The 21,255-nt window shown below is 64.9% G+C and carries 15 protein-coding genes and 1 pseudogene; 4 read left to right on the plus strand and 12 right to left on the minus strand.

The window, feature by feature from the left end; genetic code table 11:
* The first annotated feature begins 132 nt into the window (after positions 1-132).
* Both IOC69_RS08930 and IOC69_RS08935 read left to right on the plus strand, forming a co-directional pair.
* A complete protein-coding gene (locus tag IOC69_RS08930) occupies positions 133-1,410 on the plus strand; it encodes an FAD-binding oxidoreductase (protein ID WP_290543197.1) in 1,278 nt (425 codons plus the stop codon).
* Positions 1,410-2,528: an NADH:flavin oxidoreductase/NADH oxidase gene (locus IOC69_RS08935; protein WP_290543198.1), complete on the plus strand. Its 1,119-nt coding sequence runs from the start codon at positions 1,410-1,412 to the stop codon at positions 2,526-2,528. Before IOC69_RS08930 ends, IOC69_RS08935 begins: the two co-directional genes overlap by 1 nt.
* Before the next feature lies 1 nt (position 2,529).
* Here IOC69_RS08935 and speB read toward each other — a convergent pair whose 3' ends face one another.
* The 11 genes from speB to IOC69_RS08990 form a co-directional block, all read right to left on the minus strand.
* On the minus strand, positions 2,530-3,525 hold the full coding sequence (speB, locus tag IOC69_RS08940; RefSeq protein ID WP_290543199.1) for an agmatinase: 996 nt from the start codon (positions 3,523-3,525) through the stop codon (positions 2,530-2,532).
* A 5-nt stretch (positions 3,526-3,530) separates the two neighbouring features.
* A complete protein-coding gene (locus IOC69_RS08945) occupies positions 3,531-4,613 on the minus strand; it encodes an ABC transporter ATP-binding protein (RefSeq protein WP_290543200.1) in 1,083 nt (360 codons plus the stop codon).
* 5 nt (positions 4,614-4,618) lie between these two features.
* Positions 4,619-5,467, minus strand: a complete 849-nt coding sequence (locus IOC69_RS08950; RefSeq protein ID WP_290543201.1) for an ABC transporter permease — start codon at positions 5,465-5,467, stop codon at positions 4,619-4,621.
* Complete coding sequence (locus IOC69_RS08955) at positions 5,467-6,339, minus strand: ABC transporter permease (RefSeq protein ID WP_290543202.1); 873 nt, start codon at positions 6,337-6,339, stop codon at positions 5,467-5,469. The genes IOC69_RS08950 and IOC69_RS08955 overlap by 1 nt, the downstream gene beginning before the upstream one ends.
* 226 nt (positions 6,340-6,565) lie before the next feature.
* Positions 6,566-7,645: a spermidine/putrescine ABC transporter substrate-binding protein gene (locus IOC69_RS08960; protein ID WP_290543203.1), complete on the minus strand. Its 1,080-nt coding sequence runs from the start codon at positions 7,643-7,645 to the stop codon at positions 6,566-6,568.
* 148 nt (positions 7,646-7,793) lie between these two features.
* Positions 7,794-9,179, minus strand: coding sequence for an aspartate aminotransferase family protein (locus tag IOC69_RS08965; protein ID WP_290543204.1), 1,386 nt, complete (start codon positions 9,177-9,179; stop codon positions 7,794-7,796).
* A gap of 271 nt (positions 9,180-9,450) precedes the next feature.
* Positions 9,451-11,043, minus strand: coding sequence for an ABC transporter ATP-binding protein (locus IOC69_RS08970; RefSeq protein WP_290543205.1), 1,593 nt, complete (start codon positions 11,041-11,043; stop codon positions 9,451-9,453).
* Position 11,044: 1 nt separating this feature from the next.
* On the minus strand, positions 11,045-12,163 hold the full coding sequence (locus IOC69_RS08975) for an ABC transporter permease (protein WP_290543206.1): 1,119 nt from the start codon (positions 12,161-12,163) through the stop codon (positions 11,045-11,047).
* Positions 12,156-13,079, minus strand: a complete 924-nt coding sequence (gene oppB, locus IOC69_RS08980; protein WP_290543207.1) for an oligopeptide ABC transporter permease OppB — start codon at positions 13,077-13,079, stop codon at positions 12,156-12,158. The genes IOC69_RS08975 and oppB overlap by 8 nt, the downstream gene beginning before the upstream one ends.
* A gap of 73 nt (positions 13,080-13,152) precedes the next feature.
* A complete protein-coding gene (locus tag IOC69_RS08985) occupies positions 13,153-14,739 on the minus strand; it encodes a peptide ABC transporter substrate-binding protein (protein WP_290543208.1) in 1,587 nt (528 codons plus the stop codon).
* Positions 14,740-14,941: 202 nt separating this feature from the next.
* Entirely contained in the window at positions 14,942-17,554 is a 2,613-nt protein-coding gene (locus IOC69_RS08990; RefSeq protein ID WP_290543209.1) for an MMPL family transporter, read from the minus strand.
* A 92-nt stretch (positions 17,555-17,646) separates the two neighbouring features.
* On the opposite strand from IOC69_RS08990, the gene IOC69_RS08995 reads away from it, so the two are divergent.
* Both IOC69_RS08995 and IOC69_RS09000 read left to right on the plus strand, forming a co-directional pair.
* Entirely contained in the window at positions 17,647-18,861 is a 1,215-nt protein-coding gene (locus IOC69_RS08995; protein ID WP_290543210.1) for a PLP-dependent aspartate aminotransferase family protein, read from the plus strand.
* Positions 18,862-18,979: 118 nt separating this feature from the next.
* Positions 18,980-20,905 (plus strand): S8 family serine peptidase, encoded by a 1,926-nt coding sequence (locus IOC69_RS09000; RefSeq protein ID WP_290543211.1) that lies wholly within the window; start codon positions 18,980-18,982, stop codon positions 20,903-20,905.
* Between the two features lie 71 nt (positions 20,906-20,976).
* Here IOC69_RS09000 and IOC69_RS09005 read toward each other — a convergent pair.
* Positions 20,977-21,091: pseudogene (locus tag IOC69_RS09005) on the minus strand (IS5/IS1182 family transposase); the annotation flags it as partial.
* Positions 21,092-21,255 lie beyond the last annotated feature (164 nt).

Here is a 21,255-nt window from a genome sequence, read left to right on the forward strand (position 1 = left end):
AAAGCTCCCAAGCAGGCCATCACTGCCGTCATGCGAAAGCTCGTCGTCCTCGCCAACGCACTCCTCAAAAAACGCGCCACCTGGCAGAAAAAAATCGCTTGATCATCACGGATACTCTAAACCACTTGCACCATGCCGCAATCCATTTTCGCGCCGAGCTATTACCAGGCCACCGCAACCCCCTCCCCAGCCTGCCCTGCGCTGTCAGGCGACATCTCCGCCGATGTGTGCATCGTGGGGGCGGGCTATACGGGGCTTTCGGCGGCCGTGGAGCTGGGCGAAGCGGGCTACAAAGTGGTCGTGCTGGAGGCGGAAACTGTTGGCCATGGCGCATCGGGGCGCAATGGCGGGCAGATCTGCACCGGCTTTTCGTCAGGTCAGGACAAGATCGCCGCCCAGCTGGGCCGCGATAACGCGCGCAAGTGCTTTGCCATTGCCGAGGAGGCAAAGCGCCTGCTGGTGGACCGCATCAGGCGCTACAGCATCGATTGCGACCTGCGCTGGGGCTATCTCCATGTTCTGCCCAAACCCAACCGCATGGATGGACTGAAGCAATGGAAGGACGAGTGGGATGATCTGGGCTACACCGACACCCAGCTTCTCGACAAAAAGCAGTTGGAGGAGAGGCTCGGCGCCAGCGCCTATCATGGCGCATTGCGCGAGGGAGGCGCCGGCCATTTCCACCCGCTGAACTATTGCCTCGGCCTTGCACGCGCCGCCGCGGAAGCGGGCGCCGTCATCCATGAGCATTCCCCGGCGGTTGAGGTCGATACGGGCTCCAGGCCCTTCGTGCGCACGGCGCATGGCAAGGTCAATGCCCGCTTCACGATCATCGCCTGCAATGGCTATCTTGGCCGCCTCGTGCCGCAGCTCTATGGCAAGGTGCTGCCGGTGACGAGCTATATCATCGCAACCGAGCCACTGGGCGAAAATCGCGCCCGCGCGCTGATCCGCGATGGCGAGGCGGTGGCGGACACCAATTTCATCGTCAACTATTTCCGCATCGCCTCCGGCACGCGCATGCTGTTCGGCGGCAAGGCGAGCTACACCACGATGGAGCCCGCGCAACTCGCGCCCCAGATGAAGGACTCGATGGTGAAGATCTTCCCGCAGCTCCGCGATGCGAGGATCGACTTCGCCTGGGGCGGCTATATCGCCATCACCCACAACCGCATTCCGGATTGCGGGCGATTGAGCCCGACGGCCTATTATGCCCATGGCTATTCCGGCCAGGGCGTGGCGCTGGCCGGGATGTATGGCAAGCTTATCGCGGAGGCCGTGCGCGGCACGGCGGAGCGCTTCGACCTCCTGTCGCGCGTGCGGCACTTCCCCTTCCCCGGCGGCCCGGTGCGCGTGCCGCTGCTCGCCGCCGCCATGCTGTTCTACCGTATCAGGGATGCGCTGAGCTGATGAGCAAACTGTTCTCCCCCGCCGCCTATCGCGGCATGACCCTCAAGAACCGGGCGATCGTCGCGCCCATGTGCCAGTATTCGGCCAGGCATGGCATGGCCGATGACTGGCACCTCGTACACCTCGGCCGCTTCGCGCTCGGCGGCTTCAGCCTTGTCATCGTCGAGGCAACGGGCGTGACGCCGGATGGCCGCATTTCCTATGGCTGCCTCGGCCTGTGGGAGGATGCGCAGGTGGCGCCCCTGAAGCGCATCGCCGAATTCCTGCACCGGAATGGCGCCAAGGCCGGCATCCAGCTGGCGCATGCCGGGCGCAAGGCCAATGGGCCCATCCCCTGGCGCGGCGGCTTCAACGAGACGGAGGCCGAGAAGCAGTCACTGGGCTTCGAGGCCTGGACCCCGGTTGCTCCCTCGGCGGAGCGGCACATGGCCTCCTATCCGGTTCCCGAAGCCCTCGATGCAGCGGGCCTTGCCCGCGTGCGCGATGGTTTTGTGGCGGCGGCGAAACGCGCCGACGCGGCGGGCTTCGACATGATCGAACTGCACTCGGCCCATGGCTATCTGCTGAACCAGTTCCTCTCGCCCGTCGCCAACAGGCGTGACGATGATTATGGCGGCAGCCCCGGTAACCGTATGCGCTTCCCGCTGGAGGTGGCGCGCGCGGTGCGCGCGGCCTGGCCCCAGGACAAGCCCGCCTTCGTGCGCATCTCCGTGACCGACTGGATCGAGGGCGGCGTGACGGTGGAGGACAGCGTGGCCTATGCAACGGAGCTGAAGGCCATCGGCTATGACCTTGTGCACTGCAGCTCCGGCGGCTTCGACGGCGCGACTGTCCCCGCCGGGCCGATGTATCAGGCGCCGCTGGCCGAGGCGGTTCGCAAGCGCGCGGGTGTTCCGACCGCGGCCGTGGGCCTCATCACGAGGGCTGCGGAGGCCGAGCAGATCCTTGGGGATGGCCAGGCCGATCTGATCGCACTGGCAAGGCAGGCGCTGGATGACCCGAACTGGCCGCTCCATGCGATGCGCGAGCTGCTGACGGGCGACACCTACGGCAACTGGCCGCAACAGGCGGGCTATGCGGTGCGCAACAAGGACAGGGCGCTGGGGGTTGTCCGCTGAGCTACTCCGCGAAGGGCGCCGCCCGCGCGCCCCTGCGCCAGGCCTTGAGGCAAAGATACTCCATGATGAGCGATGATGCCGCGAGCGAGGTGATCTCGGCGTGGTCATAGGGCGGCGACACTTCAACCACGTCCATGGCCACGAAATTCACATCCGTCAGCTTACGGATGATCGAGGCCGCCTGATGATAGCTGAGGCCGCCCGGGATCGGCGTTCCGGTGCCCGGCGCCACCGAGGGATCGAGGCAGTCGATGTCGAAGGTGAGGTAGGCCTTGTTGGCGCCCACCACGTCGCGGACGATGTCAGCGATCCGCGCCGGCGTCGATTCATGCACCTCGTCGGCATGGACGATCCTGAAGCCATAGGTGCGCTCGCCGGCGAAGACCGTGCGGATGCCGATCTGCGCGGACTTCCTGGGGTCGATCAGGCCTTCCCTTACGGCGTAGCCGAACATGGTGCCATGGTCGATGCGGCCGCCGTCATCAGGCTCCACGTCGCGGTGCGCATCGAAATGGACAAGCGACAGGGGGCCGTGCTTCCTGGCGTGCGCCTTCAGCAGCGGATAGGTGATGTAGTGGTCGCCGCCGAGCGAGATCATCTCGGCGCCGGAGGAAATGATCCCGGTTGCATGGTCCTCGAGGCGCTGCGGAAAATTCTCCTTGCGGCCCCAGTCGAAAAAGCAGTCGCCATAATCGACCACGGCGAGCGTGTCGAACGGATCGAAGTTCCACGGCCAGAACGGACCCCAGGCATTCTCGGCCGAGGCCTTGCGGATGCCCTCCGGCCCCATGCGCGCGCCGGAGCGGTGCGACACGGCCTGATCGAACGGAATGCCGGTGACGGCGATGTCCACGCCCATCAGGTCACGCGCGTATTTGCGCCGCATGAAGGAAAGAGCGCCGGCATAGGTCGGCTCCCACTGCGTGCCCTTGAGCTGTTCGCGGCGGAATGCGCTGTCGCCCGGGAGGGGGCCGTTGGGGTTCATCTCAAGCGACATCGGCGCTACTCCGTCAGCACGATCGAATCTTCGGGCGCCCAGTGCACCCAGACGGTCTGTCCGCGCTCCACGCCGGAGCCGCCGAGGCGCGTGTCGTTCTGGACATTGACCGACAGATCGAGCCCGTCAGCGGCCTCGATGACGACGTGGCTGGTGTCGCCGTAATAGGCGACATCGCGCACCCTGCCCTGCACCCGGATGGCGCTGGCCGGTTCCGCGATGGCGATCTTGAGCTTCTCGGGCCGCACCGCAACGGCGACCTGGCCGCCCACCAGCCCGTCGCTCGCCAGCTCCATGCGGCCCACACCCTTCAGCTCGCAGTCGATCTTGCGGCCGATCTGGCGGTGAACGCGGGCGTCGATCAGGTTCACCTTGCCGATGAAGTCGGCGACGAACCGGCTCCTGGGATGCTCGTAGAGTTCGGCGGGTGTCGCCACCTGCTGCACGGCCCCCTTGTCCATGACGGCGATGCGGCTCGCCATGGAGAGGGCTTCGTCCTGGTCATGGGTGACGATGATGAAGGTGATGCCGACGGTCTCCTGCAGCCTCGTCAGCTCCATGCGCATGTCGTCGCGCAGCTTGGCGTCGAGGGCGGAGAGCGGCTCGTCGAGCAACAGCACCTTGGGGCGCTTGACCAACGCGCGGGCAAGGGCCACGCGCTGACGCTGGCCGCCCGACATCTGGTCCGGCTTGCGGGCGGCAAGTGCGGTGAGCTTCACCATGTCGAGCGCCTCGCCGACGCGGCGCCTGATCTCGTCGGTGGCAACACCTGTGACCTTGAGGCCATAGCCCACGTTCTGCTCCACCGTCATGTGTGGGAACACCGCATAGGACTGGAACACCATGTTGGTGGGCCGCTTGTTGGGCGGCGTGAAGGCCATGTCCTCGCCGCCGATGACGATCTGGCCGGACGTGGGCGTTTCGAGACCGGAGATCATGCGCCGGAGCGTGGTCTTGCCGCAGCCCGAGGGGCCAAGCAGCGCGAAGAACTCGTTCTGGGCAATGTCAAGCGAGACATTGTCAACGGCGGTGACGCCGCCCGGAAAGGCCTTGGTGACGTTGCGGATGGAGACGATGGCGTCTGACATGATGTTCAACCCTTGTCCGCCCTGGGCGGCGCCTGGAGCTTCATTGCGAGAACGGTGGCAACCACGGTGATGACGATCAGCACGGTGGAGGCCGCGTTGATCTCCGGCGACACGCCGCGGCGCACCAGCGAATAGACCTTGACCGGGAAGGTGACGGTTTCCGGCCCCGAGGTGAAAAAGGTGATGACGAAGTCATCGAGCGACAGCGTGAAGGCAAGCAGCGCGCCGGCGATGAGGCCGGGCTTCATGAAGGGCACGATGATCGACCAGAAGGTCTGCCATTCGCTGGCTCCCAGGTCCTTCGACGCCTCCTCAAGCTGGCGGTTGAAGCCCACGAGGCGCGAGCGCACGACGACCGCCACGAAGGGGAAGCAGAAGGTGACATGCGCGAAGATGATGTTGCCAAGGTTCAGGGGCCACGGCATGTGGACGAAGAATTCCATCATCCCCGAATTGACGAAGAACAGCAGAAGCGCAACGCCCATGCAGATTTCGGGGATGACGATGGGCAGCGCCATGAAGCCCTCATAGGCGCCCTTGAGGGGAAAGCGGAAGCGCCACATCAGCAGCGCCGTCAGCGCGCCCAGCACGGTGGCGAAGACCGTGGCGATCACGGCGATCACCAGCGAGTTGGTGAGCGCCTCGATCAGCGAGGCGTTGTTCCACGCCCTGGCGTAGTTGTCGAGCGTGAAGCCGCGCCACACCACACCGCGCTTGTCGGTGTTGAAGGAGAAGGCGACGAGCGTGATGATGGGCGCGTAGAGCACGAAGAAGATGGCGGCGAACAGCAGCCTGAGCCAGAGGCGGCTGCCATAGTCGAGGGGGCCCTGCCCCGGTTTCAGCCGGGCGGCCATCAGACGTCCACCCCCTTGGAGCGCAGGCTGAAGAGATAGCGCAGCGCCAGGGCGCCGAAGGTGGCGTACATCAGCAGGAAGGACAGCGCCGCGCCGAAGGGCCAGTCATTGGCCGCCTTGAACTGGCGCTCGATGACATTGCCGATCATCAGGGCATTGGCGCCGCCCAGCAGGTCCGGCGTGAGGAAGGAGCCGAGGCACGGGATGAAGACCAGGATGACGCCCGAGACGATGCCCGGCATGGTGAGCGGCACGGTGACGCGCATGAAGGTCTGGAACTGCGATCCGCCGAGATCGAGGCTGGCTTCAAGATATGACTTGTCCAGCCTTTCGATGGTGGCATAGAGCGGCAGCACCATGAAGGGCATGTAGACATAGACGAGACCGAAGACGACGGCGAAATTATTGTAAAGCATCTCGTAGGGACCAAGGCCCACCCATCCGAGTATCTTGTTCAGATAGCCCTGCGTGCGGAACACCGCGATCAGCGCATAGGTGCGGATCAGCAGGTTGATCCAGAAGGGCAGCACGACGAGCAGCAGCAGGAGCGGCTTCCACTTGTCCTTCGCAAAGCAGATGCCGAAGGCGATGGGATAGGCGGTGAGCAGGCACAGCGCGGTGGCAAGCGCCGAGATCCACACCGACTTCCACATGATGCCGAGATAGAGCGGGTCGAAGGCGCGGATGTAATTGGTGAAGCCCGTCAGGTAATCATAGCCGGTGATCGACACCTGGCCATCGACAATGGCCTTGTCGCTGAACGACATGACGAAAAGGAAGCCGAGCGGGATGATGAAGAAGGCCAGAAGCCACACTGAAGGCGGTATGCCCAGTGTCCAGAAGACACGCGGATTCTGTTTCCAGTTCTCCAAGATGCGGTCACTCCCCCCTTTGCCGTTCTGCGTGAGGCTACCCCAGCACGGCACCCGGCGGCAACCCCGGCCATAACCGGGGGAGAGCGCCGCCGATGGCTGCAACCGCAAAATCGGCATCGGCGCGGGCGAGGACGGCGGGCGGCCCGATCTTCAGCACGCCGCCGGATTTTCCCTCGCCGCCCGCCAATGCGCCCTTGCGGGACCGCCCAGGACCGAGCGCCGCTTACGAGGCGCGGATGCGCGTCAAGATTTCGTCGCGCTGCTTGATGGCTTCCTCGCCGAGATAAAGGTTGGGTTCGCACTTGATCAGCACGTCGGCGGGCGGGAAGATCACCGGGTTGTTCTGATACTCAGCCGGCATCAGCTCCTTCGCCGCCTTGTTGGTGGTGGCGTACTGGATGGTGGAGGCGATGCCCGCACCTTCCTTTGCGTCCAGGATGAAGTTGAGGAAGGCCATGGCGTTCTCCGGGTGGGGCGCGCCCTTCGGAACGGCCAGCGTATCCTGCCAGACCAGCGAGCCTTCCTTCGGCACGATGAAGTCGAGATCTTCGTCCTCCGCCATCACCTGCTTGATGTCGCCGTTCCACTCCTGGCAGAGCTTCACTTCGCCGGAGGCCAGCAGGTCCTGGCCATTGTCGGGCGCGAAGACCTTTATATTTTTCTTCTGCGCGATCAGCAGGTCCTCGACCTTCCTGAGCTCGTCCGCATTGGTCGAGTTCAAGGAATAGCCCAGATACTTGAGGCCGGCGCCCAGCACGTTCTGCTGGTCGCCGAGCATCGAGATGGCGCCCGCATATTCATCCGAGTCGAGCAGCACCTTCCAGCTGTCGGGCGTGGCGCTGACCGCCGACTTGCGGAAGCCGATGCCGACCGTGCCCCACATATAGGGGATCGAATACTTGCGGCCGGGGTCGAACTGCGCATCCTGGAACAGCGTGTCGATGTTCGACATGTTGGGGATCCTGGAGTGATCGAGCGGGATCACCATGTCGGCCTTTATCATGCGCTCGAGATAGTCGTTGGTCGGCACGATCACGTCATAGCCGGGGTTGCCGCCCTTGAGCTTGGCGAAGAGCTCGTCATTGTCGGCATAAAGGTCCATCTTCACCTCGATGCCGGTGGCATCGGTGAATTCGGCGAGCGTGTTCTCGCCGATATAAGTATCCCAGTTGTAGAAGTTCAGCTTCTTCTCTTCCGCGGCCAGCGAGAAGCGCGGCAGGAGGGTGAGGCCCGCAAACAACGCGCCGGCGCCCTGGAGGACAGAGCGGCGGTTGGGACGGAACCGCGGACGGAAAGTGGTCATTTTCGCAAATCCTTTCGTTCGTTCGTCTTGCGCACAGCGAGCCTGGAGGACGATCCGCTCAGGTGGAACCACCTGAGCGGATCGTGCGCTGTTACTTGGTGTTCCCTCACCCTCCGGCCAATCGAAATCAATTTAAGCTTTCGTAACCTCAAACGACTTCAGCCTTGACCTGGGCATAGGTCGCGTCCAGCGCGAGCCGGGCAAGGCGGACCAGCTCATCGATCTCCTTTCGGGTGATGATCAGCGGCGGCGCCAGCACCATGGTGTCCCAGCAGGCCCGCATGATCAGCCCGTTCCTGAAGCAATTGTCGCGGCACATGGCGCCCACCCGGCCCGGGCTGGCAAAGCGGCCGCGCCTCGCCTTGTAGTTGGACAGTTCGATCGCGCCAATGAGGCCCACCGAACGCGTTTCGCCGACGATCAGATGATCGCGCAGCGAGGCCAGCGCCGCGGCGAAATAGGGCCCGGTCTCGGCGGCATGGCGGACGAGGTTCTCGCGCTCGATGATCTCGATGTTCCTGAGCGCCACGGCGGCCGCCACGGGGTGGCCGGCATAGGTCATGCCGTGGTAGAACTCGCCGCCCAGCTCGAAAAAGTCCTTGATCAGGTGGTCGGCGAAAGCCACGGCGCCGATCGGCAGGTAGCCGGACGACAGGCCCTTGGCCATCGGCACGATGTCCGGCTCGAAGCCCATGGTCTCGAAGCCCCACCAGTTGCCGGTGCGCCCGAAGCCGCAGATGACCTCGTCCGAGATGATCAGCACGCCATGCTTGCGGCAGATGCGCTGCACTTCCGGCCAGTAGGTGGACGGGGGAATCAGCACGCCGCCGGCGCCCTGGACCGGCTCCCCGATGAAGGCGGCAACGTTGTCGGGCCCCACTTCGAGGATCTTCTTCTCCAGCGCCGCCGCGGCCTCGAGGCCGAATTCCTCCGGCGTCTTGTCGCCGCCGAAATCGAACCAGTGCGGCTGCTGCACGTGGTGGAAGCCGGGGAATTCGGTTCCCACCTGGTCATGCATGCCCTGGAAGCCGCCGAGGTTCGCCGCCACCATGGTGGAGCCGTGATAGCCCCGCGTGCGGGCGATGAAATGCTGGCGGTAGGGCTTGCCCTTCAGCTTCCAGTAGTGGCGCACGAAGCGCACGATGGTGTCGTTCGATTCCGAGCCGGAGTTGGTGAAGAAGATGTGCCTGAAACGGGCCGGCATGACGGAGGAGATCTTGGCGGCGAGCTCGGTCGCCGGCACCGTCGTCGTCTTGAAGAAGGTGTTGTAGTAGGGCAGGTCAAGCATCTGCCTGTAGGCGGCCTCGGCCAGTTCCTTGCGGCCATAGCCCACGTTCACGCACCACAGGCCGGACATGCCGTCCAGAAGCTTGTGGCCGTTGCCGTCCCAGATCCAGATGCCGTCGGCCTGGGTCATCACCCGCGGGCCGCCTTCGGCATGGAAGGACTTGTGGTCGGTGAACGGATGGAAATGATGCGCGATGTCGTTGCGGATCACTTCGGCGATATCGATGTTCTTGTTGAGGACATTCATGGCGCTCTCCAAACTGAATATGGGGAAGGACCCCGCGCCGGCAGTGGGCGGGGCGGGCAATCGGACAGAATGCAGGAGTCTTACGGCTTGAATCCGATGCGCGCGCAGTGAAGCATCACTTCATCATACGCGGTCTTTGACCAGATGGGCAAAATCACCCCGGATATGGTCGCGTGATAACACATGAATTGCTTATGCCATGTCCGCCGCGCTTTCGCAAGGAACACGCATACTGAGCCCCACCCCCCGCGCCGCGTGGGGAGAGGACGATTCACCGCGCGAACGCCGCCGCCATCAGCCGCCGCGTATAATCTTCGCGGGGGTGTTCCATCACCTCCTCAGGCGTGCCCTGCTCCACCATCCTGCCGTCCTTCATCACCATGATGTGGTCGGCCATGGCGCGGACCACGGCCAGGTCGTGGCTGATGAAGAGGTAGGAGAGGTTGTTGGCCTGCTGCAGGTCGCGCAGCAAATCCACGATCTGCTTCTGCACCTGACGGTCCAGCGCCGAGGTCGGCTCATCGAGCACGACGACCTTCGGTTTGAGGATGATGGCGCGGGCGATGGCGATGCGCTGGCGCTGGCCGCCGGAGAATTCATGCGGATAGCGGTTGCGGAGCGAGGGATCGAGCTGCACCTGCTCCAGCGCCTGGGCGGCACGGCGGTCACGCTCGGCGCGGGACATTGAGGGCTCGTGCACCAGAAGTCCCTCGGTGACGATCTGGCCCGCCGTCATGCGCGGGCTCAGGGAACCGAAGGGGTCCTGCAGCACGATCTGCAATTCGCGGCGCAAGGGCCGCATCTCGCCCCGCGTGAGGTTCTGGATCGGGCGGTTCTCGAAACTGATGGTGCCCTCGCTGGGAAGAAGCCGCAGCACGGCGCGCGCGAAGGTGGATTTGCCGGAGCCTGACTCGCCGACGATGCCGATGGTCTGGCCCTGGCGCAGCGTCATCGAGACGCGGTCCACCGCGCGAAGTTCCAGCGGCGGGCCGGACAGAAAACCGCCGCCGATCCTGAAGGTGACGCGCACATCGGTGGCGTCGATCATCTTGCGCGCATGGGGAGCGGCCGGCGGCTTGCGCCCCGCAGGCTCCGCCTCCAGCAGCGCCCTGGTGTAGGCGTGTTTCGGATTGGCGAAAAGTTCCGCCGTCCCGCCTTCCTCCACCACCTCGCCGTGGCGCATGACATAGACGCGGTGCGCGATGCGCCTCACGATGTTGAGGTCATGGGTGATGAACACCATGCCCATGCCGAAGCGCTGCTGCAGGCTTGCCATCAGCTCCAGCATCTCGGCCTGGATCGTGACATCGAGGGCGGTGGTCGGCTCGTCGGCGATCAGCAGGTCAGGGTTGTTGGCCAGCGCCATGGCGATCATCACGCGCTGGCGCTGGCCGCCCGACATCTCATGCGGGTAGGAGCCCATGCGGCGCTCCGGCTCCGGGATGTGCACCAGGCGCAGCATTTCGATGGCGCGGGCGCGCGCCTGCGCCGCACCGAGGCGCTGGTGTTTGCGGATCGGCTCGCTCAGCTGGTCGCCGATGGTGTAGAGCGGGTCAAGCGAGGTCATCGGCTCCTGAAAGATCATGGTGATTTTCGCGCCGCGGATGCCGTTGAGCCGCGACTTCGAGATCGACAGAAGATTGGCGCCGCGATAATCGGCCGTGCCGGTGGCGGAGCCGTTCGGCGCGAGGAGGCCCATGGCCGCCATCATCAACTGGCTCTTGCCGGAACCCGACTGGCCGACGATGGCAACCGTCTCGCCCGCGTTCACATGGAGGCTGACGCCCTTCACGGCCTCGACCGTGCCGTCGGTGGTGTCGAAGGAAACCTTGACGTTCCGCAGGTGGAGGATGCGCCCGCTCATGTCAGCGGTCCTTCGGGTCGAGCGCATCGCGCAAGCCGTCGCCGATGAAGTTCAGCGCGAAGAGCGTGGTGGTGAGGAAGAAGGAGGGGAAGACCAGGAGCCAGGTGGCGCCGGGGATGTTCTTTGCGCCCTGACTGATGAGCACGCCCCAGCTCGACATCGGCTCCTGCACGCCCAGCCCCAGGAAGGACAGGAAGCTCTCGAGGATAATGACCTGCGGCACCAGCAGCGTCATGTAGATGACGACGGGTCCCAGGAGGTTGGGCACCACGTGGCGCAGCAGGACGCCGCCGGGCGAAACGCCCAGCGCCTCCGCGGCCTGCACATATTCCTGGCGTTTGAGCGACAGCGCCTGCCCGCGCACGATGCGCGCCATGTCGAGCCACAGCACGGCGCCGACCGCGAGGAACATGAACACGAAGTTCCGTCCGAAGAACACCACAAGCATGATGACGAAAAAAATGAAGGGCAGCGAATAGAGAATGTCGACGATGCGCATCATGATCTCGTCGGTGCGGCCGCCGGCGAAGCCGGCGATTGCGCCGTAGAGCACGCCGATCGCCACGGCGACAATGCCGGCGAGAAGGCCGATGGCCAGCGACACGCGGCCCGCGGTCAGCGTGCGGGTCAGAAGGTCGCGGCCGATATTGTCGGTGCCGAAGAAAAAATACTCATGCCTGATATCGGCGCTCATGGTCATCCTGAGGCCATCGGCGGATTTATCGGCCACCTGCGCATTCCTGAAAACGTCAGAGCGGTCGATGTAGCGCGTGACGCGTTCGTCGATGGGCCTGACCGAGGTGACGGTGATGAAGATCTTGCCGTCCTTCTCCTCCCAGCCCGCGAGGTCAAGGCGGGAGCGCTTCACCGCATCCTTGACCGCGGGGCCGATGGCGTCAGGCCTGGGGTAGGCCTCAAGGCTGGGCGGCACGCGGGTGTAATCCTGATAGATCGTGGTGAAGTCATGCGGCGTGAACCACGGACCCACGATGCACAGCACCGCCATGAAGGCGAGATACCAGATGCCCGCCATGGCGGCCTTGTTGGCCTTGAGGCGGTTCCAGGCGTCCGCCCACAGCGAGCGGCCCCTGGCGGCGGCGGGGAGGCTCACGTCAGTCATAGCGCACACGCGGGTCGACCACGGCGTAGAGGATGTCGACGATAAGGTTGAAGACGATGGTGAAGACGGCGATCACCACCACCGTGCCCATCACCAGCGTATAGTCGCGGTTCAGCGCCCCCTCGACGAAGTAACGTCCCACCCCGGGAATGGAAAAGATGGTTTCGACGATGATGGACCCCGTGAGCAATGCCGCGGCGGCCGGGCCGGCATAGGAGATGATGGGCAGCAGCGCGCCCCTCAGCGCGTGCCTGATGACGACCGAATAATCCGAAAGGCCGAGCGCCCTTGCGGTGCGGATGTGGTGCGAGCGCAGCGACTCGATCATCGAGCCGCGCATCAGACGGGCCACGATGGCGAGCTGCGGCAGCATGAGCGTGAGCACGGGGCCCACCTTGTTGACGAGCGCGCCATCGCCCCAGCCGCCGACCGGAAACCATTTGAGGGTGAGCGCGAAGAACAGCTGGAACAGGGGGGCGATGACGAAGGTCGGGACCGTCGAGCCCGCAGTGGCCGTGGCGATCACGGCATAATCGGCCGGCTTGTTCTGGTGGAGCGCTGCAATGATGCCGAGGATGCCGCCCAGCAGCAGCGCCAGCACGAGGGCCGAGCCACCGAGCTGGATGGAGATCGGCAGGCTGTCGGCGAAGAGTTCCGCCACCGTGAAGTCGGGAAGATTATAGCTGGGGCCGAAGTCGCCATGGATGAGGTTGTTCAAGTAGAGCAGGTACTGCTTCCACAGCGGCTGATCGAGGTGGAAGACCCGCTCGAGATTGGCCTTGATCACGGGGTTCAGGCCTTTTTCCTGGTTGAAGGGGCCGCCGGGGGCGGCGCGCATCAGGAAAAAAGAGATGGTCACGATCACGAACAAAGTCGGGATCGCGGTAAGCAAACGTCTCAGGACGTAACGCAGCATTTTTCCGCAACTCGGGTTAAGGCGGACGACCGCCCCGCCCCAATGGCGCAAGGCGGCCTGTCACTGTTGCGGACTATTCCTTGGAGAGGAAGCGGGTCGGGTGGACGTCCATGACGTTGTCCTCCCAGCCCCTGAGCTTGTTCGAAACGAGGTTGTGATAGCTGTAATAGAGCAGCGGCACCACGCAGTGGTCGCGCGCCACGCCGATGGCTTCGGCATCGGAGAGCGCCTTCATGCGGTCCCCGGGCGTCGCCGCGGCGGCGGCCTTGGCCATCAGGTCATCATAGTCCTTGTTGGAGTAGAGCGCGTAGTTGTTGCCGGTTCCGGTCTTGCACAGGGCCAGGAAGTTTTCCGGGTCCTTGTAGTCGGCGATCCAGCCGGCGCGCGCGATGTCGAAGTCGCCGCGCTGCTCGAGGAGGCCGTAATGCGTCTTGGTGTCGGTGTTGACCAGCGTCACATCGATACCGAGCGGCTTCAGCTGCTCCTGGATGGCGACCGCGGTGTTCTTGTGGTTCTCGGAGGTGTTGAAGCGGATTTCCATCTTCAGCGGCTTGTCCGGGCCATAGCCCAGTTCGGCCAGCACCTTCCTGGCTTCGTCCTCGCGGTCGAGCTGCGATTTCCCGGCATAGTCCGTGGTGCGCATCCCGTAGCCGGCGATGCCCGGCGGCACGAAGGAATAGGCCGGGATCATGGTGTTCTGCCAGACCTTCTCGGCCAGATAGTCGCGGTCGATCGCCTGCGAGACCGCGGCGCGGAGCTTGACGTTGTCCCACGGCTTCTTGTCGGTCTTGAAGGCGTAGTAATAGGTGCCGAGATAGGGGCCGATCCTGATCTGATCGCCGAATTTGGCCCTGAGGTCGGCAAGCTGCTCGGTGGGCAGGTCGTCGTTCGAGTCGATCTCGCCCGCCTCGAAACGCTTCACGGCCGTCGAGCGGTCCTCCGTCGGGATGAAGTTGACAGTGTCGATCCTCACATTGGCCGCATCGTAGAACTTGTCGTTCCTGGCGAGCTTGATGTGATCGTTCGGCACGAATTCCTTCAGCACGAAGGCGCCGTTGGAGACGAGGTTGCCGGGCTTCACAAAGTCGGCGCCGAGCTTGTCGATGCTGGCCTTGCTCACCGGGTAGGTGGCCTGGTGGGTGAGCATCTCGAGGAAATAGGGCGTGGGCGCCTTGAGCGTCACCTCGAATGTCCCGGGGCCGATCGCCTTCACCGCGAGCTGGTCTGGCTTCATCTTGCCGGCGGTGATGTCCTCGGCGTTGACCACCGGGGCCAGCATATAGGCATATTCGGAGGCGGTGGCCGGATCGACCAGGCGGCGCCAGGAGAAGACGAAATCATCCGCCGTCACTGGCTGGCCGTCAGACCACAGCGCACCCTCGCGCAGCTTGAAGGTCCAGGTCTTGCCGTCCGCCGACACCGTGTAGCTCTCGGCAGCACCCGGCTGGACCTCCGCCTTGGCGTCCTGAACCATCAGTCCCATGAACAGGTCGCGCAGGATGTTGGCTTCATAGGTGGTCGAGGTCTTGTGCGGGTCGAGCGACTCCGGGTCAGCCGAATTGCCGCGGTTATAGACCACTTCGGCGAAGGCGCCGGTGGCGGTCATGGCCAGCATGCTGCAGCCGGCGAGCCAGGACCTGATTTTGAACTGAAACACCATTTTTCATCTCCCTGATATGTTTGCCAGAGCATGATCCGCAAAAGTGGAACCGGTTTTGCGATAAGATCATGCTCCAGCTTTTGATCTGGCGCATGTTCCGTCCAGGCGGTTCCGCCGGAACGGAACATGCGCCAGGAGGTGTTCGCGCCGTGACACCTGACGGAGAGGATAGCACCGCATGTTCCGCATGTCGTCGGTTACGTTACTCCCGGGGGTGAACGGGCCGGGGCGCTGGTTCTGCCAAAAGGTCCAGCCAGCGGGCAAGGGCCGGCGCCAGCAGAAGCACGAGAAGCGCCACGATCAGAAAGAGCATGGCGAGCGAGGCTCCCAACTCCGCCACGGCGGGGCGCGAGGATACGGCCAGCGGCGCCGCCGCGCCGGCCAGCGTGATGGGCGCCAACAGAACGGCACGCAAGGGCAGAATGTGCGCCTGCATGGCGGGTCCACCGCCGGAAAGCCGGGCCGCGACCAGCATCGAACAGGCGATAAGCACCGCAATCGCCGCGCTGATGCCGGACAGCATGGCGGCGTTGAGACTGATGCCGAGCATCACCGTGAGCCCGGCGGTGAGCGTAATGAAGGCCGCGACCGGAGCCATCGACAGCAGCATGCCGCGCAGACTTCGCAAGGTGATCAGCACCAACGCCGCCGCCGCCAGCAGCGCGGTGGCAAGCGCCAGGATCGCCTCGTGGTGCATCATTTCGTTGCGGACCAGCGATACGACGGGTTCACCCGCCGCCTGCGGAACGGCCCGCCGGAGAGCTGCGGCAAAGGACAACTCCCCGCTGCCGGACCGCGGCATGACTTCGATGCGCCAGACGCCATCCGCCGCCACGAAACGGCGCAGCAGCTGCGGCTCGAGATCGCCAACCGCAGGCGGCTCCATAACCGCAAGACGCTGGGCCAGGGCCGAAACCGCCCCGAGCCCGCCGAACAACGATTTCTCCAGCCCGGCCACGCGCTGCGAATCGAGCGGCTCGGAGCCGGCGAACAGCTCGAGGGCGCGGCGCAACCGCAAGGCGGCGGTGCGCAGCTGCGGCGCGGACGCCGCGGCAGCGGCAATCGCGGTGAGCTGCGATTGCAGGGCGGCGAATTCCTCCCGCAAGCCCGCTTCGCCGGCCGGGGGTTGAAAACCGGGATTGAAGGCGGTGAGCGGCACAAGGCGGCGCAACTCGCCGATCTTTTCAGGAACATCCGGTGGCAGGAATTGCTGCACCGAGCGGATGGCGCCAACGTCGGGCAAGGCGGCGAGCCGCGTGACGATGTCCTCCACCCCCGACCCGGGCGACAGAATATGGACGGCCCCGCGCGCATCGGGCGTTTCGAGGAGCGGCGGAGGCGCGGACGGCTGCTGGCGCTCGCCGAAGCGCATGGCGGGCAGGAAGACGGCCGAAAACACGGCGGCCGCGAGCAGCACCATGGCGGCCATATCGAGCCCTCCGCGTGCCGTGGGGCTTCTCCCCTCCCCCATCGCCTCGTCAAGCCAGTGGGGCGGCTCTTCGGCGCGGCGCGGTGCGGTGAGCGTGAGCGCCGCCGGAAGGACTGTCAGAGCCGCCACCCATGCGGCAAGGCAGCCCGCCAGCGCGATGATCGCGAACTGGCTGAACGCCGGCAGGTGTCGCAACAACCAGGCGCCCCAGAACACGGCGAAGAGCAAGATGGCGGCGGTGACGAACCCGCCCTGGCGGTGGGCCGCCAGCATGATCGCCTGCACGGGCGCCAGGCCGCGGCTGCGGCCCCGGCCGAAGGCCACGGAAACCACGCCGCCCGCCAGGATGACGGGCGACAGCACCGCGAGGGCGAAGGACCATGTGGCGCCATCGGGCGGCGATCCGAGAGCGGCGGCAGCAGCCCCGGCAACCGACAGCGTCACGGCGCCGGTGAGCAGCACGGCGAGCGCCTGGCGCAGCGAGCCCAGCGCAGCGAAGAGCAGCACCAGCGTGAGCAGGATCGACAGCAGGGCCGGGACCACGAAGTCCCTAAGCTCGCTCGGCGGGGAGGCCAGCGCACGGCGCGGCCACAGCCAGCTGACGCCCGGCATGCCGGCGGAGACCTGGCGGGCAGCGGCGGCAGCGGCGGGTTCCTGGCCCGGCACAGGCGTCGCGAGCACATACCAGCGGCTGGCCTGCGTTCCGGCATCGAGGCCGGCAAGCGCCAGCCAGTCGAGCGGGTGCGGCTTGCCCTTGACCTCGGCCTCGATGGTGGCGGACGCGGCGAGCAGCATGGTGGCGAGGCCAGGCGGCGAGCGCCCCTGATCCACCGCCCTGCCGATTTCGGTGACGAGGGCCGTTAAGCCGCCCATGTCCGGCGCGGCCGCCATGGCATGGTACAGCGGCGCCAACTGCAGCAGGGCATCGACGCGGGCCCGCACCGTGGCGGTGTCACGGTAGAGAAGAGCGTTGCTGTCGTAGAATGCGCCGGTGCCAGGTACGAAGGCCGAGAGAAACAGCTCCTGGCGCTGCTGCAGCATGGCCGCCAGCGCCTCGGCCTGCTGGCGCGACGTTTCCGGGTCGCCGCTGGAGACCACTGCAAGGAACGTCTGCTCGACCCCCGGGAACTTCGCATCAAGTTCAGCCTGAAGGGCGGCAGTGCCCTGGTCCAGCCCGATGCGCGGCCGCTGGCCGGGATCGATCGACAGGCGGGTGGCAGCGAAGACCGACAAGCCAGCCGCCAGGAGCACCGCGGCGGCGACCACCGCGACACACCGGGCGGCGCAGAAGCGGGCGGCGCGCGCGAAGACGTTGGGGCGCAGCTTTTGCCGCGGCCCGGCGCCTGATTGCGGCTTGCCGCTCCAATGGGGCTGATCCCACTTCATGTCGTGTTTTGCAGGTCTCCCCGGCGGCAGTTGCAGATTCGACGGACCGACTGCATCATAGGCCAGATTTGCCTGAAAGGAAAAACCGCATCATGGCCCGCAAAGCGAGCGGCAGCGCGCACTGGCATACCGAAACGGCGGCGGTTCACGCCGGTGAGTTCGTCGATCCGGCAACCCGCGCTTCGTCGCCCAACCTTGTCATGTCCGTCACCTTCGCGCCAGAGGCGGTGACCGGCTTTTCGGCACGCGACGAGCGGGACTACGAAGGCTTTGTCTACAGCCGCGTGGGCAGCCCCACCGTGGCGCAGCTCGAAGCCAAGCTGGCGGCGCTGGAAGGGGGCGAAGCGGCCCTGTGTTTCGCGTCCGGGGTCGCCGCCGCACACGCCCTCATTTGCGGCCGGCTCGGCCGGGGCGACCACATTATCGTGCCGGATGCAAATTATGTCGGCATCGCGGAACTGGCGCGCGACACGCTGCCGCGCTTCGGGATTGAGGTGTCCTGTGTGGATGTGTCGCGACCGGAGGAGGTGGCGGCGGCCATTCGCCCGGCCACCCGCATGCTGTGGCTGGAGACGCCGGCCAATCCGACGATGAAACTCTGCGATATTGCAGCACTGGCGCAGCTGGCGCATGACCGCGGCGTGCGCGACGTCGCGGTCGATTCCACCTATGCCACGCCGGTCGCCACGCGGCCCCTGTCGCTCGGCGCCGATTTCGTGGTGCATTCGCTGACCAAATATATCGGCGGCCATGGCGATGCGATGGGGGGCGCCGTGATCGGCCGCACGGCGGATCTCGATGCGCTCAACCTGGAGGCCACGGTTCATTTCGGCGGCGTTCTGTCGCCCTTCAACGCCTGGCTGATCCTGCGCGGCGCAGCCACCCTGCCCATCCGCATGCGGGCGCATGAGGAGGCTGCCCTGAAGGTGGCGCGCTTCCTGGAGGAGCACGAGGCCGTGTCGCGCGTGTTCTACCCCGGCCTTCCCTCCCACCCGCAACACGCGCTGGCCAAGCGGCAGATGCGGAATTTTTCCGGCATGATGACCTTCCAGACGAGGCGGCCGGGGCCGGAGATTGCCGCCGCAATGGTGAAGAAGCTCGAGATCATCCACTATGCGGTGTCGCTCGGGCACCACCGCAGCCTCGTCTATTGGATCGGCACGGATGGCATTCAGGCCTCCACCTTCCGCCACGACGCGGAACAGTTGCGCCGCTATCGCGACTATGCGGGCGACGGGGTGTTCCGCCTGTCGGTCGGGATCGAGAACCCGGATGATCTCATCGCGGACCTCAGCCGGGTGCTGTAGGGGCGGCACATTTACCATCCCGACAAGACGCAAACGAAAACGCCGCGGTTTTCGCCTTGTCGGATGCTGATGATTGGATTATTTTCTTGGAAGCAAAACAGCATAGCATGGGGCGATCATGTTGCGGCAGAGTCTCGGACTTCTGGTTTGCCTTGTGCTTTTGGGTATCCCCGCCAGTTCCATGGCTGGCGAGCGGCGCCTGTCAGCAACCTCATCGTTTGCCCAGACTGTCAAATCCAGCGCGGCGGCTTCAACAGCCTTCCGGCAGCTGCGTAAAATGGCGGGAGCGTCAGGCAAGGTCCGGATCATCGCTGAGCTCCGGGTGCCCTTCGCGGCTGAAGGCAAGTTGAGCGCGCAGGAGTCGCTCCAGCAGCGCAGCGACATCGCCGGGGCCCGCTCGTCGGTTCTCGCCAGGCTCGCGCTTCCGGGGAACCCGCGCATCCGCATGTTTGACGCCTTGCCGCTGGTGGCCATGGACGTGAGCCTTGAGGAACTGGACAGGCTGGCGTCCGATCCCAACATCTCGATCATACAGGAAGACCGGATCAACAAGGCCATGCTGGCCGAATCGGTGCCGCTCATCGGGGGCACCGCGGCCTGGAGCGCCGGCTACCGCGGTCTGGGCCAGACCGTCGCGATCATCGACACGGGGGTCGATAAGGACCATCCGTTCCTCTCCGGCAAGGTGGTTTCCGAGGCGTGCTACTCGATCGGAGGCTGGTGTCCCGGCGGAGCCATAAGCTCCACTTCGCCCGGTTCGGGGCGGCCCTGCCCCGGCCGTGACTGCGATCACGGCACTCATGTGGCGGGCATCGCGGCTGGCCAGGGCTGGAAATTCTCCGGTGTTGCCAGGGACGCGAACATCATTGCGGTCCAGGTCTTCAGCCCTGACGGCATGGACTCGATCGCGCAAGATTCAGACATCATCGCGGGCTTGCAGCGCGTTTACGAGCTGCGCAATAGTTTCAAGATTGCAGCCGTCAACATGAGTTTGGGGTCCGGGATCGTTTACCAGGGACACTGTGACGTTCGGAATGCGGGTATGAAGATGGCGATCGACCAGTTGGCGTCCGCCGGCATCGCGACCGTGATTGCAAGCGGCAACAGCTCTGCGAGTAATGGCATCTCTTATCCTGCGTGCATTTCCAGCGCGGTGAGCGTGGGCGCGGTGTCCGAATCTGCTTGGGGCATGTGTGAGGGTGGGCCCGCGGCGGTGGACAGGGTGGCGTGCTATTCGAACTCATCCAGCATCCTGTCGCTGCTGGCACCGGGATCGCTGATCACCTCGTCCGTGCCGAACCGGAGGTTTGCCGCCAAACATGGAACGTCCATGGCCGCGCCGCACGTGGCCGGCGCCTGGGCGATCCTCAAGGAAAAGATGCCGGGCGCTTCGGTGCAGTCAGTTCTCACCGCGCTGCAATCGACTGGTCAAGCCGTCACCGATTATCGAAATGGCATCTCCAAGTCGCGCATAAAAGTGGCCGCGGCGTTGACGCAGTTTAACGACAATCGCCCCGCCATCAACTATGTGAGAGGCGGCACCGCAGAGGGCCTGGTATCGTTCTCGCCATCGGGTTCAGCGCCGAACTGTCGGCAGGACTGCATCAACCGGTTTGCGCCGGGCACGACGGTGACACTGACCGCGACACCCGATCCCGGCGTGGCGTTCTATGGCTGGGGCGGCCAATGCTCCGGCCTCGGAAGCTGCACCGTCACGATGTCGCAGCAGCTCGACGTTACTGCGGGATTCTACACCGGAAACCTGCTGCCGCTGACCTACACCAGAAGCGGCTCGGGGACGGGGAGAGTGGGCTTCGCCGTCCCCGGTTTCACGACCTCCTGCACGGGCGCGTGCACCCGGTCCTACTGGAAGAATGCCAAGGTCATGCTCAGCGCACAGCCGGACGCGGACTCCTATTTCAAAGGCTGGTCCGGCACATGCCGCGGGCCGAAAATCTACTGCTCAGTGCGGATGGAGATGGCAAAGAATGTAACCGCGGTCTTCGAAAAGCTGCCGGGGATGGCCTCAACTGCATCGAAGTAGGTGCTCTCAGCGGCGTCATCACCCTCGGCGGCGCCGGGCGTCAAGCGGGTTCTGCGCTCGGTCATGGCGCGCGCGGCCCTCTGACGGTGCGCCACATCACCCTGAATCAGGCGCTCCCGGTGCGTGGAAAAGTCCGAAGCATCCCAGACCGCGGCATCAGCCGAAAGCCCGGCGAACCGTGAAGACCGCCCGCAGCAGCGATGCTTTCAACAGCTGCCCTGTCTCTTCAAGTCACACCGCGCAATCCAAATCACTCCGCCTTGCAAGACTGGCTGACCCACACAACAACACAAGTATTGACGCGTTTTTCAGCAGCCTGCCAACCCATATACGATAGCCCTGAGTTGAGG

The sequence above is a fragment of the Aestuariivirga sp. genome, from assembly GCF_020252405.1.
Taxonomy (GTDB): Bacteria; Pseudomonadota; Alphaproteobacteria; order Rhizobiales; family Aestuariivirgaceae; genus Aestuariivirga.